Annotated in this window: 16 protein-coding genes; 11 read left to right on the top strand and 5 right to left on the bottom strand. The window is 67.8% G+C overall.

Annotation, left to right across the window (positions count from 1 at the left end; genetic code table 11):
• Nucleotides 1-131 precede the first annotated feature (131 nt).
• The 11 genes from AC1DN0_RS08160 to AC1DN0_RS08110 all read left to right on the top strand — a co-directional run bounded on the left by AC1DN0_RS08160 (nt 132) and on the right by AC1DN0_RS08110 (nt 11,253).
• Nucleotides 132-1,547: a sensor histidine kinase gene (locus AC1DN0_RS08160; RefSeq protein WP_441627980.1), complete on the top strand. Its 1,416-nt coding sequence runs from the start codon at nt 132-134 to the stop codon at nt 1,545-1,547.
• Entirely contained in the window at nt 1,544-2,167 is a 624-nt protein-coding gene (locus AC1DN0_RS08155) for a response regulator transcription factor (protein ID WP_441627978.1), read from the top strand. Before AC1DN0_RS08160 ends, AC1DN0_RS08155 begins: the two co-directional genes overlap by 4 nt.
• A gap of 228 nt (nt 2,168-2,395) precedes the next feature.
• Nucleotides 2,396-3,379, top strand: coding sequence for a tripartite tricarboxylate transporter substrate binding protein (locus tag AC1DN0_RS08150; protein ID WP_441628033.1), 984 nt, complete (start codon nt 2,396-2,398; stop codon nt 3,377-3,379).
• Nucleotides 3,379-4,167 (top strand): ABC transporter ATP-binding protein, encoded by a 789-nt coding sequence (locus AC1DN0_RS08145; RefSeq protein WP_441627976.1) that lies wholly within the window; start codon nt 3,379-3,381, stop codon nt 4,165-4,167. The genes AC1DN0_RS08150 and AC1DN0_RS08145 overlap by 1 nt, the downstream gene beginning before the upstream one ends.
• Nucleotides 4,164-5,174 carry a PQQ-dependent catabolism-associated beta-propeller protein gene (locus AC1DN0_RS08140; protein WP_441627974.1) on the top strand — a complete coding sequence of 337 codons (1,011 nt, stop codon included), beginning with the start codon at nt 4,164-4,166 and terminating at the stop codon, nt 5,172-5,174. The genes AC1DN0_RS08145 and AC1DN0_RS08140 overlap by 4 nt, the downstream gene beginning before the upstream one ends.
• Nucleotides 5,167-6,348 (top strand): ABC transporter substrate-binding protein, encoded by a 1,182-nt coding sequence (locus AC1DN0_RS08135; RefSeq protein WP_441627972.1) that lies wholly within the window; start codon nt 5,167-5,169, stop codon nt 6,346-6,348. The genes AC1DN0_RS08140 and AC1DN0_RS08135 overlap by 8 nt, the downstream gene beginning before the upstream one ends.
• 18 nt (nt 6,349-6,366) lie before the next feature.
• Nucleotides 6,367-7,191: an ABC transporter permease gene (locus AC1DN0_RS08130; RefSeq protein WP_441627970.1), complete on the top strand. Its 825-nt coding sequence runs from the start codon at nt 6,367-6,369 to the stop codon at nt 7,189-7,191.
• Nucleotides 7,188-7,952, top strand: coding sequence for a quinoprotein dehydrogenase-associated SoxYZ-like carrier (locus AC1DN0_RS08125; RefSeq protein WP_045237896.1), 765 nt, complete (start codon nt 7,188-7,190; stop codon nt 7,950-7,952). The genes AC1DN0_RS08130 and AC1DN0_RS08125 overlap by 4 nt, the downstream gene beginning before the upstream one ends.
• Nucleotides 7,949-8,881, top strand: a complete 933-nt coding sequence (locus AC1DN0_RS08120; RefSeq protein WP_441627968.1) for a quinoprotein relay system zinc metallohydrolase 1 — start codon at nt 7,949-7,951, stop codon at nt 8,879-8,881. Before AC1DN0_RS08125 ends, AC1DN0_RS08120 begins: the two co-directional genes overlap by 4 nt.
• A 192-nt stretch (nt 8,882-9,073) precedes the next feature.
• Nucleotides 9,074-10,816, top strand: coding sequence for a PQQ-dependent methanol/ethanol family dehydrogenase (locus AC1DN0_RS08115; protein ID WP_441627966.1), 1,743 nt, complete (start codon nt 9,074-9,076; stop codon nt 10,814-10,816).
• Between the two features lie 152 nt (nt 10,817-10,968).
• Nucleotides 10,969-11,253: a c-type cytochrome gene (locus AC1DN0_RS08110; RefSeq protein WP_441628031.1), complete on the top strand. Its 285-nt coding sequence runs from the start codon at nt 10,969-10,971 to the stop codon at nt 11,251-11,253.
• Between the two features lie 153 nt (nt 11,254-11,406).
• On the opposite strand, the gene pqqE is transcribed toward AC1DN0_RS08110, so the two are convergent.
• The 5 genes from pqqE to pqqA form a co-directional block, all read right to left on the bottom strand.
• Nucleotides 11,407-12,603, bottom strand: coding sequence for a pyrroloquinoline quinone biosynthesis protein PqqE (pqqE, locus tag AC1DN0_RS08105; RefSeq protein WP_441627964.1), 1,197 nt, complete (start codon nt 12,601-12,603; stop codon nt 11,407-11,409).
• Entirely contained in the window at nt 12,575-12,847 is a 273-nt protein-coding gene (pqqD, locus tag AC1DN0_RS08100; RefSeq protein WP_035862268.1) for a pyrroloquinoline quinone biosynthesis peptide chaperone PqqD, read from the bottom strand. Before pqqD ends, pqqE begins: the two co-directional genes overlap by 29 nt.
• Nucleotides 12,844-13,536, bottom strand: a complete 693-nt coding sequence (gene pqqC / locus AC1DN0_RS08095; protein WP_441627961.1) for a pyrroloquinoline-quinone synthase PqqC — start codon at nt 13,534-13,536, stop codon at nt 12,844-12,846. Before pqqC ends, pqqD begins: the two co-directional genes overlap by 4 nt.
• Nucleotides 13,533-14,450 carry a pyrroloquinoline quinone biosynthesis protein PqqB gene (gene pqqB, locus AC1DN0_RS08090; protein ID WP_441627959.1) on the bottom strand — a complete coding sequence of 306 codons (918 nt, stop codon included), beginning with the start codon at nt 14,448-14,450 and terminating at the stop codon, nt 13,533-13,535. Before pqqB ends, pqqC begins: the two co-directional genes overlap by 4 nt.
• A gap of 112 nt (nt 14,451-14,562) precedes the next feature.
• Entirely contained in the window at nt 14,563-14,637 is a 75-nt protein-coding gene (gene pqqA, locus AC1DN0_RS08085; RefSeq protein WP_081862055.1) for a pyrroloquinoline quinone precursor peptide PqqA, read from the bottom strand.
• Nucleotides 14,638-14,689 lie beyond the last annotated feature (52 nt).

Raw genomic sequence — 14,689 nt, 5'->3', positions numbered from 1 at the left:
GTTGGGTGCCGGCCTGGCGGAAACAACTCGAGGGACAGGGAGCAGGTTCCATACCTCGGGCTTCGGGAAAACCTCCCGATCCGCGGGCGAATTCCACCGGCCACCGCAACCTTCCGGGGGGCGTCATTGCCATGACGATGTCTCGCTATCTGTTAAGCCGTGCCATCTGGATCTCCGCGGCCTGCCTGTGCTGCGCGCTGGTGGTCGCGCTATGGCTCGCGGTGCGCGCCATCGGCGACGAGCGCCATGGCGCGGACGCCATGGCGCAACTGATTCCGCGCCTCTCGGCATTGCAAATGGCGGCGCCGGCCGAACGCGAGGCGCATCTTGCCGCCCTGCGCGCCATCAATGCATCGGCGCAAATGCGCCACTTGTGGCTGCATCTGGAGGATGCCGCGGGCCAGGTGCTGGTAAGCGCGCCGCAGCCACGGGACAGCTCCGCCTGGGGCGGCCTGCTAGCCCTGCCGGGCCTGAGCGCCAATGCGGCGCGGCTGGAAAGCCGCTGGGAGATCCACACCCGCGACGGCGCTACCTACCGCGCCGCCTTGCGCTGGAATCCGGAGAGCGAAATCCAGGAAGCCAGCGACGACATGGCCGGCAACCTCGCCGTGCTAGCCGTCTATGGCGCGCTGCTACTGTTTGGCATCCACTGGGCCCTGGGACGGGCGCTAGCTCCCCTGCAACAGATCCTGGAGGCGATCCGGCGCTACGAAGACAAGGACTACAGCGTGCGCCTGCCGCCCATGCGCACGCGCGAGATGGACCAGGTCGGCCGTGCGCTCAACCACCTGGCTGGTGCGCTGGACGATGCCCAGGCGGAGCGACGCGCCCTGAGCCGCAAGCTGCTGACTGCCCAGGAAAGCGAGCGCGCGCGCCTGGCGCGGGAGCTGCACGACGAGTTCGGCCAGGTGCTCACCGCAATGCGCGCCGATGCCGCCTATCTGGTTCGCAAGAGTGTCCATGAGCCCGTGCTGCAACTCGTGGCCAACGACCTGGCCGGGCATTGCGCCAGGATTCAGCACGAGGTACGTCATTTGCTGCACCGGCTTCGGCCGCACGGCGTGCAGCCCGACGGCCGCCTCGCCTCGGTGGAGCGTCTGCTGCAAGACCTGGTGCGAGCCTGGCGCGACCAGCCGGGCCAGCAGACGCAGGTGGACTATGAGGTGGCGCTTGGTGGTGTGGCGCCGGGCGCGGACCTGGTCCTGACGCTGTACCGGATGACGCAGGAGGCGCTGACCAACGTGATGCGCCATGCCGGCGCGCGCCGCGTGGCGATCCGCATCGCCGCCACGGCCGCAGGGGAGGCGGTGCGCTGGAGCGTGGAGGACGACGGCCAGGGCATTGCCGACGTCGCCGCGGCCCTGCAGCGCAGTCATGGCCTGCGAGGGATGCAGGAGCGCGCGTGGGCCCATCTGGGCACGCTGCACATCGAACCCGCCTCTGCTGCGGTCCTTGCCACGCCCGGCTGCCGCCTGAGCGCCAGCTTTCCGCTTGCGCAGCAGGCGTTCGCCGAGCCGGTTCAACCGCATGGGAGCCAGAGCAAATGAAAACGATCGACGTAGTCATTGCCGATGATCACGCGGTAGTGCGCACCGGGTACCGGCGGCTGCTGGAACTGGAGGAGGGGGTGCGCGTGGTGGCCGAGTTCGGCGATAGCGATGCCGCCTACGCCTGGCTGACGCAGCATCCGGCCGACGTACTGATCCTGGACCTGTCGATGCCCGGACGCGGCGGCATGGAGGTGCTGCAGCGGCTGGGCGCGCGGGTCCCCGCATTGCGGATCCTGGTGTTCAGCATGCACGACAGCGCCGCCATCGTGAGCCAGGCCATGCGGGCCGGCGCCGCCGGCTACCTGACCAAGAGCAGTGCGCCGGAGGCACTGGTGGACGCCGTGCGCAAGGTGGCCAACGGGGGGCAGGCGCTGTCCGACGATGTCGCGGGCCTGGTCGATGCCGGCAGCAGGCCGCTGCCGCACCTGGCCTTGTCGCCGCGCGAGTTCGACCTGTTCCGCCTGTTCGCGCGCGGCACGGCGATCGAGGAAGTGGCAGCGCAGCTCTATCTCAGTACCAAGACCGTGGCGAACTACCAGACGCTGATCCGCAAGAAGATGGGCCTGGCCAACCGGGTGGAAATGCATCGCTATGCGGTGGAGCACGGCTTCGGCTGAGCCTCTGTTTCAAAACGGGACAGGTCTGGCCCGGGCGCTGGTGGCGTGTTCCACGGCGGGACAACCATCAATAGCGCACTGCACAACGCGCAGCCTTACAGCGATGCCTGGCGGCCTCCAGGATGACGCCGGAGAAGGCCAGGCGCCCGACAGCCCGCATGTTGCGCCGCACATGGTATCGGCCTTGCTCTTCTAATCAGCATGAACACTTCCACCTTCTGCCATGCCATGCTTCGTCGCCTCGCTTTCGCGCTGCTGCTCGGCTTTGGCCTGGCGCATGCGCTGGCCGCGCCAGCGGAGGGGGCGCCGCGCTTTCCGGTGCGCCCGATCACGTTGATCGTGCCGTGGCCGGCGGGCGGTGCCACCGATATCTCGATGCGCGTGCTGGCGGAACTGGCCGGGCGGGAGCTCGGTCAGCCCATCGTGGTGGAGAACAGGCCGGGCGCCGGCGGCACGCTGGTGGGCGGCGCGCTTGCCGCCGCGCGGCCGGATGGCTACACCATCGGCCAGTTGCCGCTGACGGTCTATCGTTTCCCGCATCAGCAGAAAACCGCGTGGCAGCCGCTGCGCGACATCCAGCCGGTGCTGATGATCTCCGGCTACACCTTCGGCATCGTGGTGCCCGCGGACAGCCCCTTCCACACGCTGGATGACCTGATTGCCTGGGGCCGTGCCCATCCCGGCGCGCTGACGGTGGGTTCGACCGGCATCGGCACCACCGCCCACCTCGCCATGGAGGATGTGCTCGGACGCAGCGGCGTGCGCTACGTGCACGTGCCTTACCGCGGCACCGCTGACCAGATGCTGGCGGTGGCCAATGGCTCGCTGATGGCGGGCGTGAATTCGACCGGCTTCGCGCCCTTCGTGGAGAGCGGGCGGATGCGCCTTCTGGCCGTGTTCAGCGCGCAGCGATCGGCGCGCTGGCCCGAGGTGCCGACCGTCAGCGAGCTGGGTTTCGACAACGCGATCCACAACTCGCCCTATGGCATCGGCGTGCCGCGCGGCACCGACCCGCTGATCGTCAACCGCCTGCACGACGCGTTCCGCATCGCCATGCAACAGCCCCGCCACGTGGCCGAGCTGGCCAGGTATGACCAGGAACTGACCTACCTGAACACCGCCCGGTACGAGGCCTACCTGCAGCGCGCCTGGGAGGCGGAGCGTCGCTTCGCCGAGCGGGTGGGCACGGCCCAGCCGAAGGAGCACCTGTGATGGCCCCGGAATCCCCGCTGGCGCTGCGCTGTGAAGCCGTGCGCAAGCGCTTTGGCAACCAGCACGCGCTGGACGGCGTTTCGCTCGACGTGCGGCGCGGTGAATTTGTCGCGCTGCTGGGTCCCAACGGCGCTGGCAAGACCACGCTGTTCCAGATCCTCAGCGGCTTGTTCGTGGCCGACGCGGGGCGGGTTACGGTCATGGGGGTGGATATGCGGCGCCACCCGGTGCGTGCGCTGGCCCGCCTCGGCATCGTGTTCCAGCAGCCGGCCATCGACCTGGACTTGTCGGTCTTGTCGAACCTGCATTTCCATGCCGGCCTGCACGGGCTGCCGCGCCGCGTTGCCGCCGGGCGGATTGCCCGGCTGCTGGAGGATTTCGGCCTGGCGGAGCGGGCAGGGGCATCCGTGCGCGAGCTCTCGGGCGGCAACCGGCGCAAGGTGGAACTGGCGCGCGCGCTGTTGCACGAGCCCGCCGTGCTGCTGATGGACGAACCCACTGTCGGGCTCGATCCGGCCTCGCGCGCGCAGATCGTTGCCGATGCACGCCGGCTTGCCGCGCAGGCGCGGGCCGGCGTGCTGTGGGCCACGCACCTGGTGCAGGAGGTCGAGCAGGCGGACCGCGTGATCGTGCTGCATCGGGGCGCGGTGCGCTTCGATGGCACGCCGGCCGCGCTGCGCGGCGCCGCCGAGTGCGACAGCCTGGAGCAGGCCTTCCTGGCCCTGACCAGCTTCCCCGCATCGCCTGTCCGTGCCACCGCGCGCGCTACCGAGCGTGTCCCGGCATGAACAGGCCGCCCACCCTTGGCTTTATCGCCTGCGCCACCCTGGCCGCCATGTTGCTGCTGATCGCCGCCGGCGTGGCCGGCGCCGCTGAAAGCCGCAACGCCACCGGGCAGGTCTTCGTCTCCAGCGAGAAAGACGATGCCGTGGCCGCCTATGGCGCCGCCAGCAGGCAACTGATCGCCGTCTGGCGGCAATGCAAGCGCCCGCGCCACCTGCAGTTGTCGCCGGACCGGCGGCGCCTTTACGTGGCCTGCAGCGACGATAACCGGGTGGACGTGGTCGACGTGGCGAGCCGCAAGACCGTGGCTTCGCTGCCGGTCGGCGACGACCCGGAACTGTTCGACCTCAGTCCCGACGGCCGCACGCTCTACGTCTCCAACGAGGAGGACGGACTGCTGTCGGCCTACGACATCGCGTCCGGCAAGAAGGTGTTTGCCATCAAGGTGGGCGAAGAGCCCGAGGGTGTGAAGGCCAGCCCGGACGGCAAGCGGGTGTACGTCACCTCGGAAGTCGCCAACCTGGTCCATGTGATCGACGTGGCATCGCGCAAGCTGATCAGGAATATCCGGGTCGGCAACCGCCCGCGCCGCCTGCTGCTGGCCATGGACGGCAAGGAGCTGTGGGTGACCAATGAACTGGCCGCCAGCGTCAGCGTGATCCGCACCGATACGCTGGAAGTGGTACACACCATCGCCTTCACGCCCAAGGGCTTCCGTGCGGAGGACGTGACCCCGGTCGGACTGACCGCCAGCAGCGACGGCAAGCGCGCCTATATCGGGCTGGGCCGCGCCAATCGCGTGGCCGTGGTCGACGTGGCTTCGCGCCGGGTGCTGGACTACGTGCTGGTGGGCCGCCGCGCCTGGGGCCTGGCGCTGACGCGCGACAACGCCTTGCTCTATGTGGCCAACGGACTGTCCGATGACGTCAGCGTGGTCGACACCGCAAGCAACAAGGCCGTGACCACGCTCAAGGCGGGCAGGGTGCCGCATTCGGTGGCGATCGATGACTAGTCCGGCTACCGGTCTGCGCTGGCTGGCCGTGTTCGCGTGGCTGGCAGCCACCGCGCACGCGGCTGACGTACGGGTGGCCGTGGTTTCCATGGCCGGCGATGCGCGCTATGCACCCCGGCGGATGGAGCAACGTTACCCCGGCCAGCCGCAAGGCCATCCCGTGGACGGCGCGCGCGTGGCGGTGGCGGAATCGCGCTTTGCGCTGGAAGCCGCCGGGCAGGTCCTGCGGCTCGATGCGCAGGAAGCCAGCGGCGAGGCCGAGGTGGGGCCGATGGTAGCCGCGCTGGCGCGCCAGGGCACGCGCTTTATCCTGCTGGACCTGCCGGCTCCGGCGGTCAGGCTGGCGGCGCGTGCGGTCAAGCCCGGCGAAGCGCTGCTGTTCAACGTTTCCGCCGACGACGATGAACTGCGCGGCGCCGGCTGCGCGCCGCACCTGCTCCACACGCTGCCCAGCCGGCGCATGCAGGCGGACGCGCTGATGCAATACCTGGCGCTGCGCAAGTGGCGCCGTGCGCTGTTGCTGAGCGGCCCGTCGCCGGAAGACGCGGCGCAGCGCGCCGTGCTCACGCAGGCTGCCCGCCGCTTCGGCATTGCCTGGTCGGCGCAGCGCGCGTTCAAGCTGTCGAACGATCCGCGCGAGCGCGAGCTGGACAATCTCAGCCTGCTGACTGCCGGCGTGGACTACGACGTGGTGGTGGTCGCCGATGCCGACGGCGAGTTCGCGCGCGGCGTGCCCTATGCCACCCAGCTGCCCCGCCCGGTGGTAGGTGCCAGCGGACTGACCGGCCAGGCCTGGCACTGGGCCTGGGAGCGCAACGGCGGGCCGCAGCTGAACCGGCGTTTCATCAAGGCGGCGGGCCGTCCCATGACCGGCTATGACTGGGCCGCGTGGGTGGCTGTGAAGGCGATAGCCGAAAGCGTGGCGCGGCAGCCCAAGGGCGGCTTTGCCGGGCAGGCCGAGGCGCTGGTCTCCGAGGCGGTGGTGGTGGATGGCTTCAAGGGTCCGCCGCTGTCCTTCCGGCGCTGGGACCGCCAGTTGCGCCAGCCGGTCCTGCTGGCGCATCCCGACGGCGTGGTCGGCGTGGCGCCGGTGGAGGGTGTGCTGCATCCGAAGAACAATCTCGACACGCTGGGCGCAGACGCGGCCGACACCGCGTGCCGTCCAGGCAAATAGGGGAGCGACGCCCAGGCCATGACTACCACCCTGATCCACGCCTGGCGCGCCTTGCGCGCGGTGGCCGGGCGCGAACTGCATAAGTTCTTCCGGCAGCCCGGGCGGCTGTGCTCGTCGCTGGCGCGGCCRCTGCTGTGGCTGCTGGTATTCGCGGCCGGCTTCCAGAACGCGCTCGGCGTCGCCATCGTGCCGCCCTACGACACCTATGTCGAATACAAGGTCTTTGTCACGCCCGGCCTGCTCGGCATGATCGCGCTGTTCAACGGCATGCAGTCCTCGCTGGCGATGGTGTACGACCGCGAGATGGGCGTGATGCGCCTGCTGCTGACCGCGCCGCTGCCCAGGGCCTGGCTGCTCGCCTGCAAGCTGGCCGCCGGCACCTTGCTTTCCTTGCTGCAGATGGTCGCCTTCCTGCTTGTCGCCATGGCCTTCGACGTGACATTCGCGCCGGCATGCCTGCCCGGCGCGCTGGCCGTGATGGTGCTGGCCGCGCTGATGCTGGGGGCGTTGGGCTTGCTGCTGTCGGTGCATGTGCGGCAGCTGGAGAACTTCGCCGGCACCATGAATTTCGTGATCTTCCCGATGTTCTTCATCAGCTCGGCGCTGTATCCGCTCTGGAAGCTGGAGGAGTCCGGCGCCACCGTAGTCTACCAGCTCGCGCGCTTCAATCCCTTTACCCATGCCGTGGAAGCGATCCGCTTCGCCTTGTACGGGCAGGCCGCGCCAGTCAGTCTCGCGGTGGTGGCCGCTTGCACGGCCGTGTTCTTCGCTTTGGCGCTGCTCGGCTACGACCCTCAGCGCGGGATGGCTCGCCGCGTGCGCCAGGCCGGGGGTCCGGCATGAGGCATGCCGTGCCGCTGGCAGCTTGCCTGGCGTTGGCCGCAACGGGTGCGTGGGCCTTGGACAGCCGCGATCCGTTGCAGTCGCCGCAATGGCCGCTGGTGCACAAGGAAGCGCTGCGGCAGGCGCCGTACGTGTTCGACAGCCGCGTCAAGGTCACCGGGCCGGCCTTTGCCGAAGATCCGATGCGGGTGCCGATCGCTTTTGATGCGTCGGCGCTCGGCGAGGTGGATCGCATCGTGGTGGCGGTGGACCGCAACCCGATCCGCAAGGTGCTGGAGTTCGAGCCGCTCAGGGTGCGCCCCTCGCTGTCGTTCCGCTTCAAGCTGGAGCAGGCCTCGCCGGTGCGCGTGGCGGCCCGCACGCGGGACGGCGTGTGGCACGTGGGCGGGGTGATGGTGGATGCCAGCGGCGGCGGCTGCACGGTGCCGGGCGCGACGCGCCGCGACGGTTCGTGGAGCACCACGCTGAACCGGGTCGAATCGCGCGTGTTTCCCGGCCTCGGCGGCAACGGTGGCCGGGTGCGGCTACGCGTGATGCACCCGATGGACACCGGGCTGGTGGCGGGTATCCCGGCCTTCCATGTGGAGTCGCTGAGCCTGCTCGACGCCACCCGGGAAGCGATGCTGCGGCTGACGCTGTACGAACCGGTTGCCGAGAACCCCATCTTCTCCTTCGACCTGCGCGAAGCCATGGAGCGCGGCATGACGGTGAGCGGACGCGATAACAACGGCAACCGGTTCGCGGCGCAGGTGACGCCATGAAGCGCGCGCTCGGGATCCTGCTATGGCTGGCAGCGCAGGCGGCGCTGGCGCAGGCAGGGGACTATCGCCTGGCGCCACGCCAGGTCGCCGCCGACGTGTGGCTGCTGGAAGGGGCCAATGCGGATTTCGCGCCGGACAACGGCTGCAACATCATCAACACCGCCTTTATCGACACGGGTGACGGCGTGGTGGTGATCAATACCGGGCCGTCGCACCAGTACGGCGAGCAGCAGCGCCGCGCCATTGCTTCGGTCACGGCGGCGCCGGTGCGGCTGGTGCTCAATCTGAACCTGCATCCGGACTACTTTTTCGGCAACCAGGCCTATACCGACGTGGGCGGCAGCGCGCTGGCCGGCACCATCGACGGCGCCCGGCGCGAAGGGCCTGCATATGCCGACAACCTCTACCGGCTGTGCGGCAACTGGATGCGCGACACGGAACCGGCGCCGCCGCGCCACGTGCTGACCCCGGGCCGGCGCACGATCGGCCGGCACACCTTCGATCTGATCCGGATGGACGGTCACACCGCCGACGACCTCGTGATAGTGGATCGCGGCGCCGGCGTGGTCTTCGCGGGCGGCGTGGCGTTTCGCGAGCGCGTGCCGACCACACCGCATGCGGATCTCAAGCGCTGGCTGGCCAGCCTGGACCATTTGCAGGCGCTGGTGCGCGACAGCGGCGCACGGCTGCTGATCCCCAGCCACGGACCGGCGCTCGGCAGCGCGGACGCCATCGCGCAGACACGCGGCTACCTGCAGTGGCTGGACGCCCGCATGACCCAGGCGGCCTCCCAGGGCCGCGACCTGGCCGAGGTGCTTGCCATGCCGGTGCCGGACGCCTACGCGCGCTGGGGCGCCATGCCGGCGGAGTATTTGCGCAATGTGACGCACCTCTACCCGGCGTATGAGGACGCGGCGTTGAGACGCTGAGTCCGGACAGGTGTGCTGTTCAATTCCGCAACAACGGCAACCGAGTGTTCCGCGCTGGTACGCCATCCCGGCATCCACAGGCCGCCGCGGGGCCGGATGCAGGTGTTTTCCATTGGCATGGGAATTGCCAAGAGTCAGTCTGGTGTGCGAGGCGCACTGGTGAAGATCGACAACAAGAGAGAGGAGCAGACAATGAGGACGTTACGCGTGATGATGGTGCTCGCGGCGGCTGCCGCGAGCCTGGCGGCGCAGGCCGCGGTGACCGATGCCATGATCGAGAATGACGCGAAGTCGCCGGGCGACGTGCTGTCGTGGGGGATGGGCCCGCAAGGCCAGCGCTTTTCCACGCTGAACCGCATCAACACCAGGAACGTCAGCCAGCTGGTGCCGGCCTGGTCGTTCTCGTTCGGCGGCGAAAAGCAGCGCGGGCAGGAAGCGCAGCCGTTGATTCACGACGGCAAGATGTTCGTGACGGCCTCGTACTCGCGCATCTACGCGCTCGATCTGAAGACCGGCAGCAAGCTCTGGAAATATGAGCATCGCCTGCCCGAAGGCATCATGCCCTGCTGCGACGTGGTCAACCGTGGCGCGGCCCTGTACGACAACCTGGTGATCTTTGGCACGCTCGACGCGCAACTGGTGGCGCTGGACCAGAAGACCGGCAAGGTGGTGTGGAAGGACAAGATCGAGGACTATGCCGCCGGCTATTCCTACACGGCAGCCCCCCTGATCGTCAAAGGCATGGTGCTGACCGGCGTCTCCGGTGGCGAGTTCGGCGTGGTGGGACGGGTCGAGGCACGCGACGCGAAGACCGGGCAACTGGTCTGGTCCAGGCCGGTGGTGGAAGGCCATATGGGCTACAAGTACGACAAGGACGGCAACAAGACCGAAGACGGTGTGACCGGTACCCAGAACGCCAGCTGGCCCGGCGAGACCTGGAAGACCGGCGGCGCGGCCACCTGGCTGGGCGGCACCTATGACCCGAAGACCGGCCTGGCCTACTTCGGTACCGGCAACCCGGGGCCGTGGAACAGCCACATGCGCAAGGGCGACAACCTGTATTCGGCCTCGACCGTGGCGCTCGACCCGACTACCGGCAAGATCGTCTGGCATTACCAGAACACGCCGAACGATGGCTGGGATTTCGACGGCGTCAACGAGTTCGTGACCTTCGACCAGGATGGGAAGCGCCTGGGCGGCAAGGCCGACCGCAACGGCTTCTTCTACGTCAATGACGCCACCAACGGCAAGCTGGTGAACGCCTTTCCCTTCGTCAAGAAGATCACCTGGGCCAGCAGCATCGACCTCAAGACCGGGCGCCCCAACATGATCGCGGAAAGCCGGCCGGGCGACCCGGCCGCGGGCAGCGATCCGAAGAAGGGCCAGTCCGTGTTCGCCGCGCCGGGCTTCCTCGGCGGCAAGAACCAGCAGCCGATGGCCTACAGCCCGCAGACCGGCCTGTTCTATGTACCGGCCAATGAATGGGGCATGGATATCTGGAACGAACCCGTGGGCTACAAGAAGGGTGCCGCCTTCCTCGGCGCCGGCTTCACCATCCATCCGCTCAACGAGGACTACATCGGCTCGCTGCGCGCGATCAATCCCAAGACCGGCAAGATCGAGTGGGAGGTCAAGAACTACGCGCCGCTGTGGGGCGGGGTGATGACCACTGCCGGCGGGCTGGTGTTCTGGGGCACGCCGGAGGGCTACCTGAAGGCCGCGGACGCCAAAACCGGCAAGGAACTGTGGAAGTTCCAGACGGGCAGCGGCGTGGTGGCGCCTCCGGTTACCTGGGAGGAGGGCGGCGAGCAGTATGTGGCGGTGGTGTCGGGCTGGGGCGGCGCGGTGCCGCTGTGGGGCGGGGAAGTTGCCAAGCGCGTGAATTTCCTGGAGCAGGGCGGATCGGTGTGGGTGTTCAAGCTGCACAAGAGCTGAACGTTGCCGGACACCATGTAGTGAAGCTGCCCTGCGCGTGCCGGCCTCGCACACCGAAGCCGGCACGCGCAAGGGCTGGTCGATGATCAGAGCATTGGGAAGTAGATATGCAGAAGGCGAAAGGATACCTGTCGTTGACGGCCACGGTGGCCATGGTGCTGTGTGCCGCCCGGGTCGAAGCGGCGCCCGATATGCAGGCGCTGGCAGACAAGAGCGGCTGCTTTTCTTGTCACAGTATGAATGCCAAGGTGGTAGGGCCGGGTTTTGCCGAGGTAGCGGCCAAGTACAAGGGAGATGGGGAAGCGCCCGAGCGGCTGGCGAAAAAGATCCGTGAGGGCGGAAAAGGTGTTTGGGGACGGATTCCCATGCCGTCGCACGAGAGTATCAGTGAAGCGGATGCCAGGAGGCTGGCAGAGTGGGTGCTGAGTATCGGTTGAGCACCGGATGAGCATTGGAAGAGACCGGTGTCAGGCCTGACGGTCGGATAGAAACCGGATACGAAGGAAGGATTCGCAAAGACGCTTCACATCGGCCCGCCCGGCAGCCCAGGCACGGCGTGAAACGTCTTTGCTCTTTTTGTTCTCAATTTTCTACTTCCGTTTTTTGCTATCAGCGCAGCTACCGTCGCTGCTTAGCCTGAGCGAATTCCCATCGCTGCGGAAGACCATCCCGCTCTCCCGTCCGCGCGCCTGCACCTCGGCCAGCCTGCCCTGCAGCACGATCTCCGCGACCTTCCCATGGTCTCCAGACCGATCGCAAACCGGATCCGTGGCGGCGGCGTCGCCGGTCAGGAGGAACGCCTGGCAACGGCACCCGCCATGGTCTTCCGCCTGCGAGTCGCACGATCGGCAAGGCTCCGGCAGCCAGTGCGTGCCGCGAAAACGCTGGAAGGCCTCGCTCTCGCGCCATATCTCACGTAGCGATCGCGTGGTGACGTTCGGCAGGTCAAGCCCGGGCAGCATGCGGGCCGCATGGCAGGGCAGCGCGACGCCGTCGGGCGCCACGCCAAGGAAGGTTGTGCCCCATCCGTTCATGCATTTCTTGGGCCGTTGCTCGAAGTAGTCGGGCACCACGAACAGGATCTTGCACCGGTTGCCGATGCGGGCGCGGTATGCCTTCACGACCGCTTCGGCTTCGCACAGTTGCTCATGCGTGGGCATCAGCGCCTGCCGGTTCTCCCAGGCCCATCCATAGTATTGGGTGTTGGCCAGTTCCAGGTATTCCGCGCCCATCTCCAGCGCCATCTCGATGATGGCGCCCACATGAGGGAGGTTGTGCCGGTGCAGCACGCAGTTCATCACCATCGGATAACCGTGCGCCTTGATCAGGCGGGCCACGCGTTGCTTCAGGTTGAAGGTGCGGGTGCTGGAGAGAAAATCGTTGAGTTCGCGCGTGGAGTCCTGGAACGATAGCTGGATATGATCGAGCCCGGCAATGCGCAAGGCGGCCAGCCGGGCATCCGTGAGGCCGATGCCGGAGGTGATGAGGTTGGTGTAGAAGCCGAGCCCGTGGGCATGTTCGACCAGTGCTTCCAGGTCTTTGCGCAGCAGGGGTTCGCCGCCCGACAGGCCCAGTTGCACGGCGCCCAGCGCGCGCGCCTGCGTGAAAACGTCGCGCCACCGGGCGGTGTCGAGTTCGGTGTCGTGCCGGGCATAGTCCACCGGGTTGGAGCAGAAGGCGCAGTGGAGCGGGCAGCGGTAGGTCAGTTCCGCCAGCAGCCATAGCGGCGGCCCGGGCGGTGCTATGGCTGCCGGCGGCTCAGACCAGCCAGCCGCGTTCGATGGCATGTTTGACAAAGGCGTGTACCTCCGGTGCGATGCCCTGCACGCCGAAGGCGGACTGCAGGTCGTCGATCAGCATGTCGAGGGTGTGGCTGCCGTCGCAGCGCTGCAGGATGGCGGCCGCGCTGTCGTTGAGCGTGACCATGCCTTCCGGATACAGCAGGATCCAGCTCTGCTGGGCGTCTTCCCACTGCAGGCGGAAGGTCCGGTGCAGCGTGGGCTTGGTCAGGTCGGCTTCGGTCGGGGTCATGGGTGGGCGAGTTGGATGGCGTCGAGCATCGACCACAGGATGTCGAGCTTGAATTGCAGGATGTCCAGCGCGCGCTGCTGCTGCTCCGGCGTGCGGAAGTAGCCGAGCGTCACGCGCAGGCCGTGATCGACATCGCGCTGCGCAAGCGGAATGCGCGAGCGGAAATAGTCCAGGCCTTGCGCTTCGATCCACGGATAGTGCCCGGGCCAGCCGGCCAGGCGCTCCTTGTGGATCTCCGGGGCATACATCTCGGTCAGCGAGGAACACACGGCCTCCTGCCAGGGCGCGCGGCGCGCGAAATTCACGTAGGCGTCGACGGCGAAGCGCACGCCGGGCAGCACGTGCCGGTGCGACCACAGCGCCTCGCGCTCGAGTCCCACCGCCTGGCCCAGCCGCAGCCAGGCTTCGATGCCCCCTTCCTGGGTCTCGGTGCCGTCATGGTCCAGGATGCGCACGACCCATTCGCGGCGCGTGGCGCGGTCGGGGCAGTTGGAGAGGACTGCCGCGTCCTTGAGCGGGATGCTGGTCTGATAGTAGAAACGGTTGGCCACCCAGGCGCGGATCTGTTCCGGCGTGCATTGCCCGGCCGCCATGCGCAGGTTGAACGGGTGGTGGATGTGATAGCCCGTTTCTTTCGCGCGCAGGCGTGCTTCGAATTCGGCCGCGCTCCATGCCGTGGCTTGCGTCATAGCGTGATCTCCATGCCGTCGTAGGCTACCTCGATGCCGTGGTCCGCCAGCAGGCCGCGCTGCGGCGAGTCGTCCACCAGGATCGGGTTGGTGTTGTTGATGTGGATCAGGATCTTGCGTGCCGCGGGCAGCCGGTCGAGGGTTTCGATCATGCCGCCCGGGCCGGACAGGGCGAGGTGCCCCATGTCCGCCGCGGTCTTGGCGGAGAAGCCRAGCTGCTGCATCTCGTCGTCGCGCCAGCAGGTGCCGTCCACCAGCACCACGTCGGCGCGCTGCAGTTCGTCGAGCACGTGCGGCTCGATGCGGCCCAGCCCGGGCGCATAGAAGGCGCGCCGGCCGGTGGCGGCATCGACGATGCGCAGCCCGATATTGTCGCCACGCCGCGGCGCGTTGCGGTTGGGGGAATAGGGCGGCGCCTTGCTCTCCAGCGGCACCGGCGTCAGCATCACGCCATGCAGCGGCGGCACCGTGAAGGGCGCGTCGTCCAGGGACAGCGTGTGCGTGTCAAGGCCGCAGTAGTGCGACAGCATGCGTGTCAGCGGGAACGCCGTGCCGAGATCCTGCAGCACCGCCGCGGTGGCGTAGACCGGCAGCGCCTGCCGGTGCTCGCGCAGCATCAGGAGGCCGGTGACGTGATCGATCTGCGCATCCATCAGCACCACCCCGGCAATACCTGTGTCGCGCGGCTGGCGCGCCGGCTGCAGCGCCGGCGCGTGGCGCAGCTGGTCGAGGATGTCGGGGGAGGCGTTGACCAGCACCCAGTCTTGTCCCTCGTCGCTCAAGGCGATCGACGACTGCGTGCGCGGCGTGGCGCGCAGCGTGCCGTTGCGTACGCCATCGCAATTGCGGCAATTGCAGTTCCACTGGGGAAAGCCACCGCCTGCGGCCGATCCCAGGACCCGGAGTATTGTCATGGCGCGTATCGATAGGGTTCGTTACGGAGTCGAAGAGCAAAAAGCCCGCCAGCGAGAAAAAAAGGCCCGCGGGGGCGGGCCTTGCCAGATCGGGGCATTCAGGCAAAAGTGCTCAGCGGTTGGCTATGTACATCGTGATCTCGAAACCCAGGCGTAGTTCTTTGTAGGCGGGGGTACTCCAGTTCATGTCTCCTCCTCGGGGGTGGCATAGTTAGTGAATGCATCGCGTCTTCTTGCGG

The organism is Cupriavidus sp. 05N39, from assembly GCF_056397325.1.
The sequence above is the reverse complement of the archived record's forward strand: the minus strand, read 5'-3'. Positions and strand labels throughout refer to the sequence as shown.

Bases quoted from the DNA above. Each gene is read 5' to 3' on its own strand.
- AC1DN0_RS08135 (WP_441627972.1), top strand. From the start codon at position 5,167: ATGACTAGTCCGGCTACCGGTCTGCGCTGGCTGGCCGTGTTCGCGTGG.
- AC1DN0_RS08125 (WP_045237896.1), top strand. From the start codon at position 7,188: ATGAGGCATGCCGTGCCGCTGGCAGCTTGCCTGGCGTTGGCCGCAACG.
- AC1DN0_RS08140 (WP_441627974.1), top strand. From the start codon at position 4,164: ATGAACAGGCCGCCCACCCTTGGCTTTATCGCCTGCGCCACCCTGGCC.
- pqqE (WP_441627964.1), bottom strand. From the start codon at position 12,603: ATGCCATCGAACGCGGCTGGCTGGTCTGAGCCGCCGGCAGCCATAGCA.
- AC1DN0_RS08115 (WP_441627966.1), top strand. From the start codon at position 9,074: ATGAGGACGTTACGCGTGATGATGGTGCTCGCGGCGGCTGCCGCGAGC.
- pqqD (WP_035862268.1), bottom strand. From the start codon at position 12,847: ATGACCCCGACCGAAGCCGACCTGACCAAGCCCACGCTGCACCGGACC.
- AC1DN0_RS08120 (WP_441627968.1), top strand. From the start codon at position 7,949: ATGAAGCGCGCGCTCGGGATCCTGCTATGGCTGGCAGCGCAGGCGGCG.
- AC1DN0_RS08145 (WP_441627976.1), top strand. From the start codon at position 3,379: ATGGCCCCGGAATCCCCGCTGGCGCTGCGCTGTGAAGCCGTGCGCAAG.
- pqqC (WP_441627961.1), bottom strand. From the start codon at position 13,536: ATGACGCAAGCCACGGCATGGAGCGCGGCCGAATTCGAAGCACGCCTG.
- AC1DN0_RS08150 (WP_441628033.1), top strand. From the start codon at position 2,396: ATGCTTCGTCGCCTCGCTTTCGCGCTGCTGCTCGGCTTTGGCCTGGCG.
- AC1DN0_RS08155 (WP_441627978.1), top strand. From the start codon at position 1,544: ATGAAAACGATCGACGTAGTCATTGCCGATGATCACGCGGTAGTGCGC.
- AC1DN0_RS08160 (WP_441627980.1), top strand. From the start codon at position 132: ATGACGATGTCTCGCTATCTGTTAAGCCGTGCCATCTGGATCTCCGCG.
- AC1DN0_RS08110 (WP_441628031.1), top strand. From the start codon at position 10,969: ATGGTGCTGTGTGCCGCCCGGGTCGAAGCGGCGCCCGATATGCAGGCG.